This window comes from Actinoplanes sp. OR16, assembly GCF_004001265.1.
Lineage (GTDB): Bacteria > Actinomycetota > Actinomycetes > Mycobacteriales > Micromonosporaceae > Actinoplanes.
The window spans coordinates 435,872-452,401 of sequence record NZ_AP019371.1; the positions used below are offsets into that span (position 1 = coordinate 435,872).

The 16,530-nt window shown below is 70.8% G+C and carries 11 protein-coding genes; 2 read left to right on the forward strand and 9 right to left on the reverse strand.

Going from position 1 to position 16,530, the window contains the following annotated elements:
- Nucleotides 1-115 precede the first annotated feature (115 nt).
- The gene (gene hrpB / locus EP757_RS02010) at nucleotides 116-2,608 is read left to right on the forward strand and encodes an ATP-dependent helicase HrpB (RefSeq protein WP_197725550.1); all 2,493 of its coding nucleotides are present in this window, start codon (nucleotides 116-118) and stop codon (nucleotides 2,606-2,608) included.
- A gap of 257 nt (nucleotides 2,609-2,865) precedes the next feature.
- Here hrpB and EP757_RS02015 read toward each other — a convergent pair whose 3' ends face one another.
- The 6 genes from EP757_RS02015 to EP757_RS02040 all read right to left on the reverse strand — a co-directional run bounded on the left by EP757_RS02015 (nucleotide 2,866) and on the right by EP757_RS02040 (nucleotide 10,001).
- Nucleotides 2,866-5,178 (reverse strand): bifunctional diguanylate cyclase/phosphodiesterase, encoded by a 2,313-nt coding sequence (locus EP757_RS02015; RefSeq protein ID WP_127542507.1) that lies wholly within the window; start codon nucleotides 5,176-5,178, stop codon nucleotides 2,866-2,868.
- Nucleotides 5,179-5,308: 130 nt separating this feature from the next.
- The gene (locus EP757_RS02020) at nucleotides 5,309-6,031 is read right to left on the reverse strand and encodes a PP2C family serine/threonine-protein phosphatase (protein ID WP_127542508.1); all 723 of its coding nucleotides are present in this window, start codon (nucleotides 6,029-6,031) and stop codon (nucleotides 5,309-5,311) included.
- A gap of 81 nt (nucleotides 6,032-6,112) precedes the next feature.
- Nucleotides 6,113-7,150 (reverse strand): hypothetical protein, encoded by a 1,038-nt coding sequence (locus EP757_RS02025; protein WP_127542509.1) that lies wholly within the window; start codon nucleotides 7,148-7,150, stop codon nucleotides 6,113-6,115.
- Nucleotides 7,147-8,289 (reverse strand): transporter substrate-binding domain-containing protein, encoded by a 1,143-nt coding sequence (locus EP757_RS02030; protein WP_232050320.1) that lies wholly within the window; start codon nucleotides 8,287-8,289, stop codon nucleotides 7,147-7,149. The genes EP757_RS02025 and EP757_RS02030 overlap by 4 nt, the downstream gene beginning before the upstream one ends.
- A gap of 24 nt (nucleotides 8,290-8,313) precedes the next feature.
- A complete protein-coding gene (gene yidD / locus EP757_RS02035; protein WP_127542511.1) occupies nucleotides 8,314-8,550 on the reverse strand; it encodes a membrane protein insertion efficiency factor YidD in 237 nt (78 codons plus the stop codon).
- Nucleotides 8,547-10,001, reverse strand: coding sequence for a NaeI family type II restriction endonuclease (locus EP757_RS02040; RefSeq protein WP_160165752.1), 1,455 nt, complete (start codon nucleotides 9,999-10,001; stop codon nucleotides 8,547-8,549). The genes yidD and EP757_RS02040 overlap by 4 nt, the downstream gene beginning before the upstream one ends.
- Nucleotides 10,002-10,094: 93 nt before the next feature.
- On the opposite strand from EP757_RS02040, the gene EP757_RS02045 reads away from it, so the two are divergent.
- Nucleotides 10,095-10,295 carry a hypothetical protein gene (locus EP757_RS02045; RefSeq protein WP_160165753.1) on the forward strand — a complete coding sequence of 67 codons (201 nt, stop codon included), beginning with the start codon at nucleotides 10,095-10,097 and terminating at the stop codon, nucleotides 10,293-10,295.
- An 86-nt stretch (nucleotides 10,296-10,381) separates the two neighbouring features.
- Here EP757_RS02045 and treZ read toward each other — a convergent pair whose 3' ends face one another.
- From treZ to glgX, 3 genes are read right to left on the reverse strand one after another with little or no spacing between them, the layout of a single operon-like run.
- Entirely contained in the window at nucleotides 10,382-12,103 is a 1,722-nt protein-coding gene (gene treZ, locus EP757_RS02050) for a malto-oligosyltrehalose trehalohydrolase (RefSeq protein WP_127542514.1), read from the reverse strand.
- Nucleotides 12,100-14,367 (reverse strand): malto-oligosyltrehalose synthase, encoded by a 2,268-nt coding sequence (gene treY, locus EP757_RS02055; RefSeq protein ID WP_127542515.1) that lies wholly within the window; start codon nucleotides 14,365-14,367, stop codon nucleotides 12,100-12,102. The genes treZ and treY overlap by 4 nt, the downstream gene beginning before the upstream one ends.
- On the reverse strand, nucleotides 14,367-16,478 hold the full coding sequence (gene glgX, locus EP757_RS02060; protein ID WP_127542516.1) for a glycogen debranching protein GlgX: 2,112 nt from the start codon (nucleotides 16,476-16,478) through the stop codon (nucleotides 14,367-14,369). Before glgX ends, treY begins: the two co-directional genes overlap by 1 nt.
- Between the last annotated feature and the right edge of the window lie 52 nt (nucleotides 16,479-16,530).

Here is a 16,530-nt window from a genome sequence, read left to right on the forward strand (position 1 = left end):
CACCCCCCTCTCAATGTTGATCAGTGAAGCAGGCGGAGTCCGCCGATTGGATAGGCAGACGCAAGAATTAACAGACACACTGCCACGAAACACGAACGGAACCCGGCCCGTGCTGATCTCCCCCGAAGCCCTGCCCGAGCTTCCGGTCCGTCCCGTCCTGCCGACGATCGCGACGACGCTCGACGAGGCGGGCGCCGCCGTTCTGGTCGCGCCGCCGGGAACAGGCAAGACGACCCTCGTACCACTGGCTCTGGCCTCTCCCCACCGCAAGATCATCGTGGCCGAGCCGCGCCGGATCGCCGCACGCGCCGCGGCCCGGCGGATGGCCTCGCTGCTCGGCGAGCGCGTCGGCGAACGGGTGGGCTACGCGGTGCGCGGCGATCGCCGGGTCTCCCGGGAGACGGTGGTCGAGGTGGTGACGACCGGCCTGCTGGTCCGGCGGCTGCAGCACGACCCGGAGCTGGCCGGGGTGAGCGCCGTGATGCTCGACGAGTGCCACGAGCGGCACCTCGACTCCGACCTGGCGGTGGCGTTCCTGGCCGAGGTGCGTGCCGCGCTCCGGCCCGACCTGCGCCTGCTGGCGACGTCCGCGACCGCCGACGCCGGCCGGCTCTCGGCGATCGTGGAGGGCCCGGTGCTCACCGCGCACGCCCGGACGTACCCGGTCGACGTCATCTGGGCGCCGCCACCCGGCAAGATCACTCCGCCGCTGGGCCTGCGCGTCGATCCGCGCCTGCTGGACCACGTGGCGGCCACGACCCGGCGCGCGCTCACCGACGGTGACGGCGACGTGCTCGTGTTCCTGCCCGGCGCCCGCGAGATCGAGGAGGTCGCTCGCCGGCTCAGCGGTGTCGACGTCGTCCGCCTTCACGGCCGCCTGTCCGGTTCCGCACAGGACGCGGCGCTACGGCCGGGCACCGGGCAACGCGTTGTCCTCGCCACCGCGATCGCGGAGAGCAGCCTCACCGTGCCGGGCGTGCGTGCCGTGGTCGACGCCGGGCTGAGCCGCGTACCCCGGATGGATCACTCCCGCGGGTTGGGCGCCCTGGTCACGGTCGCGGTGTCCCGGGCCGGGGCCGAGCAGCGCGCCGGTCGTGCCGGTCGTGAGGCTCCGGGCCGCGCCTACCGATGCTGGTCCTCCGCGCTGCACGATCGTCTTCCGGCCCAGCCCGAACCCGAGATCGCCGCCGCAGACCTGACCGATTTCGCCCTCGAACTCGCGCTCTGGGGCCACCCGGACGGCACCGGCCTCGCACTCCCCGACCAGCCTCCCGCGGGCGCGCTCAAGGCCGCGCGGACGACGCTGCACGATCTCGGAGCGGTAGGCGATGACGGTCTCGTCACTCCCCGTGGCCGCGCCCTGGCCGACGCGGGCCTGCATCCCCGTCTCGCCCGCGCGCTCCTGGACGGCGCGGATCTGGTCGGCGCGCAGCGGGCCGCCGAGATCGTCGCCGTCCTCGACGGCGATCTCTCCGGAGGCGACGACGTGATCACCCTCTGGCGGAGGGCGCGAGCGGGTGCCGATCCGGCTTTCACCATGGAGGTACGACGGTTACTCGGAGCTCTCGGCCGCCGCCCCGCCACTTCAGCGGCCGCGACCACCAGCGCCTCCTCGGCCGGCCCTTCCCGGGAGCGCATTCCGGACGACCTGGCGGCCGGTCTCCTGGTCGGGCTGGCCCACCCCGGGCGTGTGGCGAGGGTGCGGGAGCGGGGCGGTTCCTCGTACCTCATGGCGGGCGGAACCGCCGCGGACCTCCCCGGCGGCACCCAGCTCGCCGGAACGCCCTGGCTGGCCATCGCCGACGCGGAGCGTGCGGCGGGATCACGCACCGCGCGCATCCGCAGCGCCGCGCCCATCGACGAGGCCACCGCCTGCCAGGTCGCGGCCACCCTGCTCACCGACGAGACCGAGATCGGCTGGATCGACGGCGAGGTGGCGGCACGGCGCGTACAGCGGCTCGGCGCGATCACGCTGTCCAGCATCAGGCTCACCGACCCCGACCCGGCCCTGCTGCACGACGCCCTCCGCGCCGGCCTGCGCGCCGAGGGCCTGTCCCTGCTCACCTGGACCCGGACCGCCGAAGATCTGCGCCGCCGCCTGGCGTTCGCCCACGCGGCCCTCGGCGATCCGTGGCCGGACGTCTCCGACACCGCCCTGCTCACCGCCGACTGGCTCGATTTCGGCACCGCCCGCCGCCGCGCCGACCTGGCCAGACTCGACGTCGCCCACTCCCTGCGCCGGCTGCTCCCCTGGTCGGTGGCGGGCCGGCTGGACGAGGTGGCCCCGGAACGCCTACCCGTCCCGAGCGGCTCCAACGTCCGCATCGACTACACGGACCCGGCCGCGCCGGTGCTGGCCGTCAAGGTGCAGGAGGCCTTCGGCTGGCAGGACGCCCCCACCCTCGCCGACGGCCGCGTACCGGTCCTGCTGCACCTGCTCTCCCCTGCCGGCCGCCCCGTGGCGGTGACCCGCGACCTGCGTTCCTTCTGGGCACAGGGTTATCCGCAGGTGCGGGCCGAGCTGCGAGGCCGCTATCCGCGCCACCCGTGGCCCGAGGACCCCACCACAGCCACCCCGACGAAGCGGACGAACCCCCGAGCCCGCTGACCGGAGAGCTCCCACGGCAGCCGCCTCAACGGTCCCGTGGCAGGTCGTCGCGCATTCGCGGCTGCTGCGCCTCTTCTCCCGCGTGGCTGTGGCTCATTGCTGTGCCGTTGAGCTCGGGACAGCAATGGGCCACAGCCGAGTGCCATCGGCCGGCAGCGGTGCCCTGCGTTCGCGCCGGCCCTGGCCCACCGGACGGCGAGGTCGCGGCCGTGATGACATGGCTTCCGCTGGAGACCGCCTACGAGGCGGCGCCTCACTCAGGATCCCGAACGGTCAGGATCGGGTGGCGGGAGGAGGCGGGACAAGGGGGCCGGTGGGCCGTAGAGGTAGCCCTGGCCCAGGGGGCAGCCCAGGGAGGCCATCCCGGTAGCCCGCTCCTGCGTCTCCAGGCCCTCGGCCACCACCGCTATGCCGAGTTCGGCGCAGATGGAGAGGACCGAGCGGCACAGGGCGCCTGCCCGGTCCGGTGAGGCGTCCACGTCGGTGAGGGTGGAGTCGAGTTTCACGATGTCGACGGGCATGGCGTGCAGTTGCGCGAGGGCGTTGTATCCGCTGCCGAAGTCGTCGAGGGCCACCCGTACGCCGAGGTCGCGCAGCGAGGCCAGCACCGCCGCGGCCCGGGGCAGGTCGGGGATGCGCAGCGTCTCGGTGACCTCCACGACGAGGCGCGACGGGGTCACACCGTGGCGGGCCAGCGCCGACGCCACGGACGCACGCAGGCCCTGCTGGCCGAGGCGGCCCGCGGAGACGTTGACGTGCAGGTCGATCGGGCGGCCGTACAGCGCCTCCAGCCCTGCCGCGTCGGCGCAGGCCTGGTCGAGCACGAAGTCGTCGATGGCGGCGACCAGGCCGGTGCGCTCGGCCATCGTCACGAAGACGTCCGGATGGATCGTGCCGGCCGTCGGTGACGTCCAGCGGGCGAGGGCCTCCACGGCCACCGTCGCCGCGTCGCTGAGCCGCACGATCGGCTGGTAGTGCACCTCGAAGCCGGCCGCGGCGGGGCTGCCGCCCTCGGCCAGGGCCCCGGCGAGGAGTTGCGGCAGGTCGGCGTGCGGCGTGTTGTCACGCGGCCCCGCGTAGGTGATGAGAGCGCCCTTGCCACGGCGCTTCACGGCGTACATGGCCGCATCTGCTCTTCGCAGGAGGATGTCGGCCGAGAGACGGTCGCCGGGCTCGGCCGCGACCAGGCCGACGCTGACGCCGACGCCCACCGACCGTCCGTCGATCTGGTACGGCTCGCGCAGAGCGGTGAGCATCCGCTGCCCGATCGCCTCCGCCTCGGCCACCCACACCGGGTGCGGCAGCTCGGCCGTCACCCGGCCGGCGGCGGCCCGCCGGTCCAGACCGTCGTAGACGCGCACCCCGGCGGCGGAGAGCACATAGCGCCGGGGACGGAACCGGATGCGGTGCCGCCGCGGCGCCGGGACGACCCCGTAGCCGAGCACCACCGCGAACTCGTCGCCGCCGAGCCGGGCCACCAGATCCTGGGACCGTACGCAGGACCGCATCCGCTCACCGACGGCGGTGAGCACCCGATCCCCCATGGCGTGCCCGAACGTGTCGTTGATCAGCTTGAAGTCGTCGAGGTCGGCGAAGAGGACCGCCACGGGTGTGCCACGGCTCTGATGTGCTTCCAGGGCGAGGCCGAGCCGTTCCCGGAACAGCGCCCGGTTCGCGAGCCCGGTCAGCGGATCGTGGTAGGCGAGGTGGTGCAGCCGCTGCTGGGTCTCGGCGATCCGGTCCAGCAGCACGCTGTTGTCCATGATGGTGAGCATCTGCCGGGTGACGACGAGGGCGAGGCCGAGCCAGCCGAGGTAGGCCTGGAACGTGGTCAGCGGCTGCCCGCTGATGGTCCGCGCCATCAGCACGACCCCTGCCACGACCACCGGCCCGTACGGCACGAGCAGGTGCAGCCGGTCGTGCACGAGCAACGCCGTGGCGGGCCGGTCCAGCGGGGTGCGGGCCGGGCTCAGCGCCGCGATGGCGATGAAGGCCGGACCGAGCACGTGCCCGGCCAGCTCCAGCCAGGCCGGTCCGGCGTCGAGCAGCCGGAACGTGTCCGCGGTGCCGAAGGCGAGCAGTGCCACCCCGATCAGGGCGAGCGGGCGGCGGCCGGACGGCGAGTCGGGCCGGGTGGTCAGCAGCAGCATCACCATGGTCAGCAGGACCAGGTCGACGACCGGGTACGCCACCAGGTGCGGCTCGACGAGCTCCGGCATGATCGACCAGATCAGCGCCAGCACCGAGCCGGTGATCAGCACGCTGTCGATGACGAGGGCGATCTGGTCGCGGCGCGGCGAGGTGGGCACCGGCCGGGGCCGGGTGTGCGCGGCGGCCAGCAGACCGATCAGCATGCAGAACGGCAGCACCAGGAAACCGGCGTCGATGACCAGCCGGGGTGGGTCGCCCAGCAGCTCGGCGAGCCGGGTGAGCGACCAGACCAGCAGCCCGCCGGCGGCGAGGAACCGCCAGCGGCGCGGTACGCCGGCCCGGCCGCGGGCGGCGCGCAGGCAGATGGCGGCGGCGGCCAGGCCGACGACGAGCTGCAGCAGATCACCGAGGACGGCCACGCTCCGAGATCACCACCAGATTTTCTCCGGCCGCGCTCTGAAATGGGGCGGCCGGAGTAAAATACCTGGTCCGCCTTTGGTCCGGTCCAGGGTGGCGGGCGGGGCGGTCGGATGGGGCGGTCGGATGGGGTCAGTCGCCGGCGGTCACGTCCGCGACCACGACCGTGACATTGTCCGGCCCGCCACCGCGCAGCGCGAGGTCGACGAGGCGCTCGGAGCACGTCTTCGGGTCGGGCGCGGCCCGCAGCTCCTGCTCCAGCGTCGGGTCGCTCACCACACCGGTGAGGCCGTCGCTGCAGAGCAGCCAGCGGTCCCCGGCCTGCGGTTCCACGATGACGTAGGCGGGAGTCACCGGCTCGCCCTGCAGCACCCGGGTCACGACGGCCCGGCGTGGGTGGCCGGCCGCCTCCTCGGGCTTCAGCAGACCCTGGTCGATGAGCATCTGGACGTACGTGTCGTCCTTGGTGAGCTGGTTGAGCCGGCCGTCGCGCAGCAGGTAGGCACGGGAGTCGCCGACGTGCGCCATCGCGGCCCGCTCACCGTTGAAGAGCACGGCCGTCAGCGTGGTGCCCATCCCCTGCAGCGCGGGGTCGAGGGCCACCTGCTCGGCGATCCGTCCGTTCGCCACTTCGAGCGCGCGGTGGAGCGCGTCCATCTGGTTGTCGGTGGGGATCGGCGCGTCGAGCGAGACCATGGCTTCGACGGCGAGCCGGCTGGCGAGGTCGCCGGCGGCCATCCCGCCCATGCCGTCGCAAACCACGAGGAGGTTGTCACCCGCGTAGTGACAGTCCTCGTTGTTGCTCCGGACGTGTCCTTGGTCGGTGACGGCCGCCCACCGGAGGTGCAAGGTCATGGCGTGCAGCCTGCCAGGTCGATGCCAAGCTGTCTGCACGTGGTGGGCGGCATGTCGCACATGTCGTTGTCGAAAATACACTCAGTCCGGATCAAGAGCCCGTCCGAGGCATCTCGGATCGACTTCGGTCACCGTCCGTGTCGGCGCGATCCACTGGAGTGCCGAGGCCTCGACGGGCCATCCCCGCACGGTCACTCCGCTGTACGACGGCGGCGCCGTGTCCGGGCAGAGCGTCCGCGACCGCACGTCGCCGTTCGGGATGAAGATGACTTCGCCGTCCGGGTCCAGCATCGTGGTCGAGTTGTCGTCCACCGCGATCAGCTGCCCGCGGACCACGGTGACCGGCTCCCCCGCGGCGCCCACCTCGACGGCGCTGTCCGGCAGCACCGGCGCGCGCAGGAAGACCACGCCGACGACGAACGGCAGGGCGAACGCGGCGCCGATCGCCGGCCAGTACGTCGCCATCCGCGCCCACTTGGCCGGGACCGGTCCGGTGAGGACCGGCCCGAACAGCGGCGGCAGGGCGAGCAGGGCCGCGGTGGACCACATGCCGGCCCGCACCGCCTCGACCACGCCGGGCCAGACGAAGAACCAGACCAGGAACCCGACGACCACCGGTACGCCGACCGTGATCCAGAGCATCAGCGTCTTCTCGCCCTGGATGCTCTGCACGGCGGTCAGCCCGAGGATCGCGGTCACCAGCAGGGCGAGCAGGGGAAGCAGCTGCATCTGCCAGGTGAAGGCGGCGATCATCGCGGCGACGGTGACGACCCAGCCCGGCATGCGCAGCGCTGCCACGGCCAGATAGGACGTACCGGCATGGCCGGGAACGCTGACCAGCAGGATGCCGCCGAGAACCCGGACCACCAGGATGGCCGCCGGAATCGTCCAGCTCAGCGTGATGAAGAGCGCGCTGATCATGCCGAGCGGGTTGATGTACTGCACGAGCAGCAGCATGGTGGCCATGTCCTGGCGGCTGAGGTACCACAGCCGCAGCACGAGCAGCAGCAGCGGGAACGCGGGCAGGACGGCGAGCAGCCAGTTGAGTTCGGCGCGGTAGCGGGGGCGGGCGCCGTGCCGTTCCTTGGAGACGGCGCCGGTGGTGATCTCGGTGCTCATCCCAGCGGGTCTTCCCACGGCAGGTGGCGCACGTCGGGCCGGTCCACCCGCGGCTGCATGCCCTCGGCGATCGGGACCGGCTTCTCCAGGTCGATCTCGGACTGCAGGTTCTCCTGGTAGGCCCGCTCCCACCGGTCGTCGGCGGGGTCGGCGTAGGAGCGGTAGAGCGTCAGGTTGACGAGCGTCTCCAGGGCCGGGTTGTCGCCGACATTGACGCCCCATCGTTCGACCTTCTCCAGGCCGAGGTCCCAATGTGTGTATTTTTCGGGAAATCTATGCTTCCAGCCCGCCAGGATCGCCGCGTCGGTGCTGATCGCGTCGATCTTGCCGTCATCGAGCTCGGCGAAGCACTCCCGGACCCGGTTCTTGCGGGACACGATCGCCTCCACGTCGGTCAGCGCGTTCTGGCTCGTCGAGGTGGAGAGGGTGCAGACCTTCTCACCGGAGAGATCTTGGAGAGCCGACACCGAGGAGTGGTCCTTCAGCGTGATCACCGATTGCTCGGTGTGCAGATAGGGCGCCGAGAAGTGCACGCCCTCCGACTTCCGCTGGTCGGTGATGCTGTAACTGGCGACGACGAGCTGCACCGGCACCCGGTTGCCCTCCGCGTCGGTCGCCTGCATGCGAGCACGGTCCTCGCTCTCCATCCCGTAGAACCGGACGTCGTCGCGGCGGAACCCGAGATCCTCGGCGATCATCAGGGCGATGTCGATGTCGAAGCCGGTCCAGGGGCCTTTCGGGTCGTGATAGGCCACCCCGTACTGGTCGTCCTTCACACCGATGTTCAGCGTGGTCCACGAGTCGACGCCGGCCTGCTCGCGCAGCTCAGTGACCGACGGCGGGCCGCCGACCAGCAGCCGGCTCATCGTCACCAGCAGCACGAGCACGAGCAGCAGGCCCAGTCCGGCCAGTCGCCAGGCGCGGAAGCGGTACTCCCAGTCGGCGACCGTGCGGAGCTGGACCTCCTCGATGGCCTCCTCGAAGATCTCCTGCTCGGCGATGTCCCGCGAGGCGATCTCCTCGGCCGTCACGTCCGGCGGAGGCACGATCCGGCGGCGTAGCCACGGCAGATCCGGCGGTGTCCACTGCCGGAATCGCCGCCCTACCGGCTCGGTCTCTCTGTCGTCCCGCTCGACCATGCGGGACATGGTGCTACACCGATGTCACGGAACGGGGTCCGAGGTACCTGACGGTACCCACGGGACGCAGCGTGCCAGCCTGCGGACGGTGAGACCCAGGCCGGTCCGCAGGCCGTGCCGCTCGATCGCCTCCAGCGCGTAGGCGCTGCAGGTCGGCGTGAACCGGCAGCGGGCCGGCAGACGCGGCGAGATCCGCCGGTACAGCTTGATCGCGCCGGTCGCGGCCCGCACACCACAGCTTCTTCCTCCCGTACGGGTCACCTCGCCACTTCCTGACCGGCGGACTCCGCTCGAATGCTCATGAAGGAACCGGGCCGCAGGGCGGGCAGGCCGAGGTCGGCGGCGATCCGCTGATCACCGAGACGATTCCCCGAAAGGATGCGCACCCCTTCACCGTCGAGTTGCCGAGAAGCGTCCCGGACACGCTTCATCGCATCCTGCTGCAGGGCCACGGTCTGCACCGTGACGGTGCTGATGGGACGGTCCTGTACCAGGCGGAAGAGCTCCACGACCCGCTGCTGACCCGACCGGTGGGAGAGAACCCGCTCGCGGATGTCGGGGGTCAGGTGCGCCAGCGTGTTCTCCGGCAGCGGCACCTCCCGGTGCAGCCAGCGCACCGCTTTGAGGCCTTCGGTGGAGAGCGTGGCCCGGCCGTCCCGGCCGACCCGGTTGAGGAGGCCGGGATGAGGCCGGAGCAGGCCGGCCGACATCACGGACTGGTGATCATTACCGGTGATCAGGAGTTGCGGGACCTCCAGCCGCCATTGATCGATCACCCAGCCGCGATCGCGGGTCGAGTACTTGAGGTCGAATTCGACGCCGGCGAGAGCGAAGTCGGCATCCCCGCCGTCGGCGAGGTCGTAAGCACGCTGGAACTCGACCTCGACCTTGGCGCCGACGGCCGCCTTCTCCCACTTGGTCAGCTGTTCCCAGGCATAGCGGCCGGTGTGCGGGCCGTCGTACTGGTGATCCAGCGCGCGGCGGATGACCGCGGCGAGCAGCGCGCCATCGGGGTCCAGGCCCCGCAACTGCTCCTCCAGGACGTCGAGCGCCGGATCGCCGCCGGGGCCGGTCGCCGGCTCACCGGACGGCCGCGTCGTGATCCGGAGGTCCGGGGTGCCGGCGCTCGTCGGCAGGCGGACGCGAGACCGTTCCACCTCGATCCGGAGCGCGTCCCGCTCCTGCTCGGCGTGGTGCAGGACCTCGCGCAGCCGATGCAGCTCGGCCTCCTGGATCGGGCTTGCCGAATCCGCGCCCAGCCGCCTTTCGAGATCTTCGCGCCACCGCCGCTCCTCCGCCAGCTCTTCCTCGACCTGGGCGAGCTGCTTCCGGGCATCCGCCAACTCGTGCGCCAGCCGGGTGATCTCGTCGTGCTGCGTGTCGACGGTGGTCGCCCCGAGCCTGGCATCACGCTGGAACTCCTCGGCGAGTTCGAGGAGCGGCCCGCGTTCCGATTCCGGCGTGGTGACGTCGATGATGGCTTTGATCAGGTCGGTGTCGGTGGCGAGGTTCTCGCCGTTGAGGCGTCGCTGCAGCACCGCGTGACTCGGGACACCCCTCGGTGGCGCGAACTGGTCGGCTCTCAACAGCCCGTGCAGGGCGCGAACCGACAGCCCCGCTTTCCGGACACAGTGCTGGAGCAGCTCAGCCAGGCGTTTCACCTCCTGGCTCCCACCCACGGCGCCGCGCTGGCGTCCCGGTGCCTTGGCCACGCCGCGCTCCTTTGTCTCGCTCATTGTCTCGCATCACTTGCGTTGAGGGCCGGGCATGAGCAAGCATAGACCTCGCCCATCGAACCCGAGACAATGAGTGAGACAAACTTGCTGGATCTGATCGCCTTCGGGCTCGCCCTCACCGTAGTCACCGTCCTCGCACTCCTCGGCCAGTCCCCCGAGGCGCTGATGACCGCCGCCGGGGCAGGAAGCGCGCTCTACGCCGTGTGGCAGAACAAGAACCGCCCGAAACCGCCGTCCTCGCGTAACGGGAAGAGGTCCGGGCGGAGCTAGGCACAGGCAGATCACGCCCGCTCGGCGATGTGGGCACATCCGGAGCGGGCGCGGCGCAAGGCTTCGGACGGCCCGGGCGACGGTGTCTAGCGAACCGCGACCACGACCGCGCTCTCCGCGGGGAGCACGAGGCGGTCCCGCTGGACGACCACGCCGGGTTCGGTGGCGAGCAACACCGAGCGGGCCGGCGAGCGGACGCTGACGGTCTGCTCGACGCCGGCCAGGTTCGCGGCCACGACGTAGGACCCGCGGCGGATCACCACGTGCTGGTCGCCGTGCCAGACCTCGACGTCGTGCAGCCACGGGTCGGTCAGGTCGGGCACGCTGCGGCGCACCGCGATCAGCTTCTTGTAGAGCTCCAGGATCTCGGCGTGCCCGGGCTTGCCCGGCTCCGACCAGTCCAGCTTGGAGCGCTCGAAGGTGGCCGGGTCCTGCGGGTCCGGCACGTCCGCCTCGGCCCAGCCGTGCCGGGCGAACTCACGGCGCCGGCCGGTCTGCACCGCGGCCGCCAGCTCCGGCTCCGGGTGGCTGGTGAAGAACTGCCAGGGGCTGCTCGCCGCCCACTCCTCGCCCATGAAGAGCATCGGCGTGAACGGGGAGGTGAGCAGCAGCGTCGCGCCGACCTTGAGCAGGCCCGGCGAGAGGATCGCGGTGAGCCGGTCGCCGATCGCGCGGTTGCCGATCTGGTCGTGGTTCTGCAGGAACGCGACGAATCGGTGCCCGGCGGTGCGCTGCCGGTCGACCGGGCGGCCATGCCGGCGACCTCGGAAGCTGGACCAGGTGCCGGCGTGGAAGAAGGCCCCTTCCAGCACGGTACGCAGGCAGTCCAGTGACCCGAAGTCCCCGTAGTAGCCCTGCCGTTCCCCGGTGAGCAGGGCGTGCAGGGCGTGGTGCACGTCGTCGTCCCACTGGGCGTGCAGGCCGTAGCCGCCGCCCTCGCGCGGGGTGATCAGCTTGGCGTCGTTCAGGTCGGACTCGGCGATCAGGGTGAGCGGCCGGCGCACGTGCGCGGAGAGCGACTCGACCTCGGCGGCCAGCATCTCCAGCAGGTGGACCGCGCCCTCGTCGTGCAGCGCGTGCACGGCGTCCAGCCGCAGCCCGTCCACGTGGTAGTCACGCAGCCACATCAGCACGCTGTCCGCGATGTAGCGCCGCACGGTGTCCGAGTCGGGGCCGTCCAAGTTGAGCGAGCTGCCCCAGGTGTTGCTGCCGGCCGACAGGTACGGGGCGAACATCGGCGCGTACGCCCCGCTCGGCCCGAAGTGGTTGTAGACCACGTCGAGCACCACGCCGAGACCCTTCGCGTGCGCCGCGTCGACGAACCGCTTCAGACCGTCCGGGCCGCCGTAGGCCTCGTGCGGCGCGTACCAGCAGACACCGTCGTAGCCCCAGTTGTAGGTGCCGTTGAACGCGTTCACCGGCAGCAGCTCGACCAGGTCGACACCGAGGTCGACGAGGTGGTCCAGCTTCTCGATGGCCGCGTCGAAGGTGCCCTCCGGCGTGAACGTGCCGATGTGCAGCTCGTAGAGGACCGAGCCGGGCAGCTGCCGGCCGGTCCACGCCTGATCGGTCCAGGTGAAGGCGTCGTGGTCGTAGACCCGGCTCAGGCCGTGCACGCCGTCCGGCTGCCACGGCGACCGAGGGTCGGGCAGCGGCTTGTCCTGATCGGGGAGGAGGAAGCCGTAGTCGGTGCCGGCCGGCAGCTCGAGCCGCCACCAGCCGCCGTCGGCCGCCTCCATCTCGTGCTCCTGGCCGTCGACGACCAGCCGGACGTTCTTCTCGGGAGCCCAGACTTCGAAGACAGTCATTCTTTCACCAGGAGCGCGACGGGATAGGTGTGCAGAAGCTCGGCGACCGCCAGGCGATTGCCACCGTAACTGGTATTCGTGAACACTTCCGTCCAACTGTGTCCGTCGAGTGAAAGCGTCGTGTCGTGCCAGCCGCCGTGGCGTGACAATCCGACCGGCAGGCGGGTCGCCACCGCCACCACGCCACCCCTGTCGAAGGCCAGCACGTGCTCGCCGACCCGGCCGTCCGCGAAGACCGGGCGGTAGCCGGTGAACAGCTCCGGGCGCTGCCGCCGCAGACGCAGGATCCGGCTCGTCACCAGCAGTTTCGCGGCGCCGGTCTCGTCCACCGGCGGCAGCTCGCCGTCGTCGATGCGGCCGAGCAGCTCGCGGCGCACGCCGAAGTCGACGGGCCGCCGGTTGTCCGGGTCGACCAGCGAGTAGTCCCAGAGCTCGGTGCCCTGGTAGACGTCGGGCACGCCGGGCATGGTGAGCTGAACCACCTTCTGCCCGAGCGAGTTGGACCAGCCGGGCGGCGCGATCGACGCCGCGAAGTCGCTGACCTCCCGGTGCAGCGCCGGATCGTCGTAGATCTTGTCGACCATCTCGCGCAGCGCGGCCTCGAACGCCTCGTCCGGGCGCTGCCATGTCGTGGAGGCGCCCGATTCGCGCGCGGCCTTCAGGGCGTACGCCTGCAGTCGCTCTCGCGAGATCGGCCACGCACCCACCGCGACCTGCCAGATCAGATGGGCCAGCGCCGGATCCGGGAGCGGAGCGACCCGGACCCACCGGCGCACCACCTCGGTCCAGTCACCGGGCACCTCGGAGAGGACGGCGAGCCGGGCCCGCACGTCCTCGCTGCGCTTCGTGTCATGGGTGGCCAGCGAGGTCATCGAGTCCGGCCATTCGAGCTGGCGCTGCTCGGCGGCGTCGTGGAACTCGTCAGGGGTGACGCCGAACTTCGCCGGGTCGTTCCCGACCTCGTTGCGGGCCGCGAACCGGGTCCAGCGGTAGAACGCGGTGTCCTCCACGCCCTTCGCCATGACCGCGCCGGTGAACTGCTGGAACCGGATCGCCAGCTCGTCGCCGGGGACCCGCAGCCGCGCGGTGAGCCGGTCCAGCGTCCCGATCATCTGCGGGCTGCGGCGGCCGGCCTCGGACCGGGCCTGCGCCAGGTGGCGGGAACCGGCCGGCAGGTACGAGCGGTAGACCGGGAAGCAGGCGGCCAGTTCGGCGAGGGCCCGCTCGGCGTTCTCCACCTCGGGCACCAGCCGGGACAGCCGGGACAGCTCGGTGGCGAGCAGCGTGGTGGCGACCGCGAGCTTGGTCTGGTGCACCAGGTCCTGCCAGGACGTCGTCGTCCCGGTGAGATGGTGGTCGAGGGTGTCGAAGAACGCCTCGGTCCCGGGGTCCACGAAGACGCCGTTGACCTCGGCCATCGCGTCGTAGCCGGTGGTGCCGGCGACCGGCCAGTCCGGCAGCTTCTCCCCCGGTTCGAGGATCTTCTCGACCACCAGCCAGGCGTCCGGCGCGGCCTCGCGCAGCCGGGCGAAGTAGCCGGCCGGGTCGCGCAGGCCGTCCGGGTGGTCGACCCGGATGCCCTGGATCAGGCCTTCGCGGTACCACCGGAGGATCTCGGCGTGGGTGGCCTCGAAGACCTCGGGGTCCTCCACCCGCAGGGCGGCCAGCTCGACGATCGCGAAGAAGCGGCGGTAGTTCAGCTCGGAGTCGCCGCGGGTCCAGTTGACCAGCTCGTAGTGCTGCCGGTCGTGGACCTCGCGCGGGGTTCCCTCACCGGTGCCGTCGGCGATCGGGAAGCGATGATCGAAGTAGCGGAGCTCGCCGTCTTCGATGCGGAGATCATCGAGCGCCGTGTCGCTGTCGGCCAGGACCGGGATCATCAGCCGGCCACGGGACCAGTCGATGTCGTAGAAATGCGAGAAGTCGGATTTCTGGCCTCGGCGCAGCACGTCCCACCACGTCGGGTTCGCCGACGGGACTGCCACACCCGCGTGGTTCGGGACGATGTCGGCGACCAGGCCCAGACCGGCTTCCTGGAGAGCGCGATGCAACGTGAGCAGCCCTTCGGCGCCACCGAGCGCCGGGTTGACCTGCGAGTGGTCCACCACGTCGTAGCCGTGTTCGGAACCGGGCGCCGACGTGAGCAGCGGCGCCGCGTAGAAGTGGCTCACTCCCAGGTCGGCGAGGTAGTCCGCGAGTTCGGCTGCCGAGGAGAGAGGGAAGTCGGGACGGACCTGGACTCGGTAGGTGCTGCTCGGGTTCATTACACCGTCCTGTCGAGCACGATGAGGGATCGATCCGGGACCCAGATCGAATGTCCGGCCTCGACGACGGACGGATGATCGGGGTCGGGTTCGGCGGTCTCGATGACCTTCTCCCACTTCTCCCCGTACTCGGTGGGAGGCGTGGTGAATTCGAGCGGCGCGTCGTGCGCGTTGAAGAAGAGCAGGAACGAGCTGTCCACGTGCCGCTGACCGTACTGGCCGCGCTCGCGGATGCCCTCGCCGTTGACGAAGAGCGCGACAGCCCGGCCGAAGTCGTTGCCCCAGTCGTCGCCGGCCATCGGCCGGCCGTCCGGGGTGAACCACTCCAGGTCGGGCAGCGGGTCGCCGCCGCCGCGCGCGGTCACCGGCAGTCCGGTGAAGAACCGGCGGCGCTGAAAGACCTGGTGCCGGTGGCGGAACGCGGTCAGCTTGCGGGAGAACTCGAGCAGCTGCTCGTCGGCGTTGTCCCAGTCGATCCAGCTGATCTCGTCGTCCTGGCAGTACGCGTTGTTGTTGCCCTGCTGGGTCCGGCCCAGCTCGTCGCCATGCGAGATCATCGGCACGCCCTGGCTGAGCATCAGCGTGGCCAGGAAGTTGCGCCGCTGGCGGGCCCGCAGCTGCAGCACCTTGGCGTCGTCGGTGGGGCCCTCGATGCCGCAGTTCCAGGAGCGGTTGTGGCTCTCGCCGTCCCGGTTCTCCTCGCCGTTCGCCTCGTTGTGCTTGTCGTTGTAGCTGACCAGGTCGTTGAGGGTGAACCCGTCGTGCGCGGTCACGAAGTTGATCGAGTGGAAGGGCTTGCGGCCGTCGTCCTGGTAGAGGTCGGCCGACCCGGTGATCCGGGAGGCGAACTCGGCGAGGGTGGCCGGCTCGCCGCGCCAGAAGTCGCGCACGGTGTCCCGGTACTTGCCGTTCCACTCGGTCCAGTTCGGCGGGAAGTTGCCGACCTGGTAGCCGCCCGGGCCGACGTCCCACGGCTCGGCGATCAGCTTCACCTGGCCGACGATCGGGTCCTGCTGCACCACCTCGAAGAAGGTGGAGAGCCGGTCCACGTCGTAGAACTCGCGGGCCAGCGTCGAGGCGAGGTCGAAGCGGAAGCCGTCGACGTGCATCTCGGTCACCCAGTAGCGCAGCGAGTCCATGATCAGTTGCAGGCTCTGCGGGCTGCGGACGTTGAGGCTGTTCCCGGTGCCGGTGTAGTCCATGTAGAACTGCGGCTGGTCGTCGACGAGCCGGTAGTACGTCCGGTTGTCGATGCCCTTCAGCGACAGCGTCGGGCCGAGGTGGTTGCCCTCGGCCGTGTGGTTGTAGACGACGTCCAGGATGACTTCCATGCCGGCCGCGTGCAGCGCCTTGACCATGCCGCGGAACTCCTGCGTCTGCTGGCCGAGCGTGCCGGTCGAGGAGTACCCGTGGTACGGCGCGAAGAAGCTCAGGGTGTTGTAACCCCAGTAGTTACGCAGCCCCAGGTCGTCGAGGCGGTTGTCGTGGACGAACTGGTGCACCGGCATCAGCTCGACCGCCGTCACGCCGAGACCCTTGAGGTGCTCGATGATCGCCGGATGCCCTATCGCCGAGTAGGTGCCCCGCATGTCCCGCGGGATCTCCGGGTGCCGCTGGGTCAGGCCCTTCACGTGCGTCTCGTAGATCACCGAGTGGTGGTACGGGATGTCCGGCCGGCGGTCGTTGCCCCAGTCGAAGTAGGGGTTCACCACGACGCCCTTGGGCATGTACGCCGCCGAGTCCAGATCCGACATCTGGTCCGGGTTCGCGAAGTCGTACGCGTACATCGACGGGTGCCACTCGATGTCCGAGTCGACGGCCCGCGCGTACGGGTCGAGCAGCAGCTTGTGCGGATTGCAGCGCAGTCCCCGATGCGGTTCGTACGGCCCGTACACCCGATAGCCGTACCGCTGGCCCGGCTCGACGCCCGGGAGGTACGCGTGCCAGACGAACGCGTCCTGTTCGTGCAGCTGGACCTTGCGCTCGTTGCCCGAGGCGTCGAAGAGGCAGAGCTCGACCGCCTCGGCCACCTCGGAGAAGATCGCGAAGTTCGTGCCCGTCCCGTCGTACGTGGCTCCCAGCGGATACCGGTGACCAGGCCAAACCTGCATATCGGTGCTCCTACCCCTCGCGGCTACCGTCATCGCGACCGGCGCCGGGCTG

Bases quoted from the DNA above. Each gene is read 5' to 3' on its own strand.
- EP757_RS02020 (WP_127542508.1), bottom strand. From the start codon at position 6,031: ATGACCTTGCACCTCCGGTGGGCGGCCGTCACCGACCAAGGACACGTC.
- EP757_RS02025 (WP_127542509.1), bottom strand. From the start codon at position 7,150: ATGAGCACCGAGATCACCACCGGCGCCGTCTCCAAGGAACGGCACGGC.
- EP757_RS02030 (WP_232050320.1), bottom strand. From the start codon at position 8,289: ATGGTCGAGCGGGACGACAGAGAGACCGAGCCGGTAGGGCGGCGATTC.
- EP757_RS02045 (WP_160165753.1), top strand. From the start codon at position 10,095: ATGAGTGAGACAAACTTGCTGGATCTGATCGCCTTCGGGCTCGCCCTC.
- treZ (WP_127542514.1), bottom strand. From the start codon at position 12,103: ATGACTGTCTTCGAAGTCTGGGCTCCCGAGAAGAACGTCCGGCTGGTC.
- treY (WP_127542515.1), bottom strand. From the start codon at position 14,367: ATGAACCCGAGCAGCACCTACCGAGTCCAGGTCCGTCCCGACTTCCCT.
- glgX (WP_127542516.1), bottom strand. From the start codon at position 16,478: ATGCAGGTTTGGCCTGGTCACCGGTATCCGCTGGGAGCCACGTACGAC.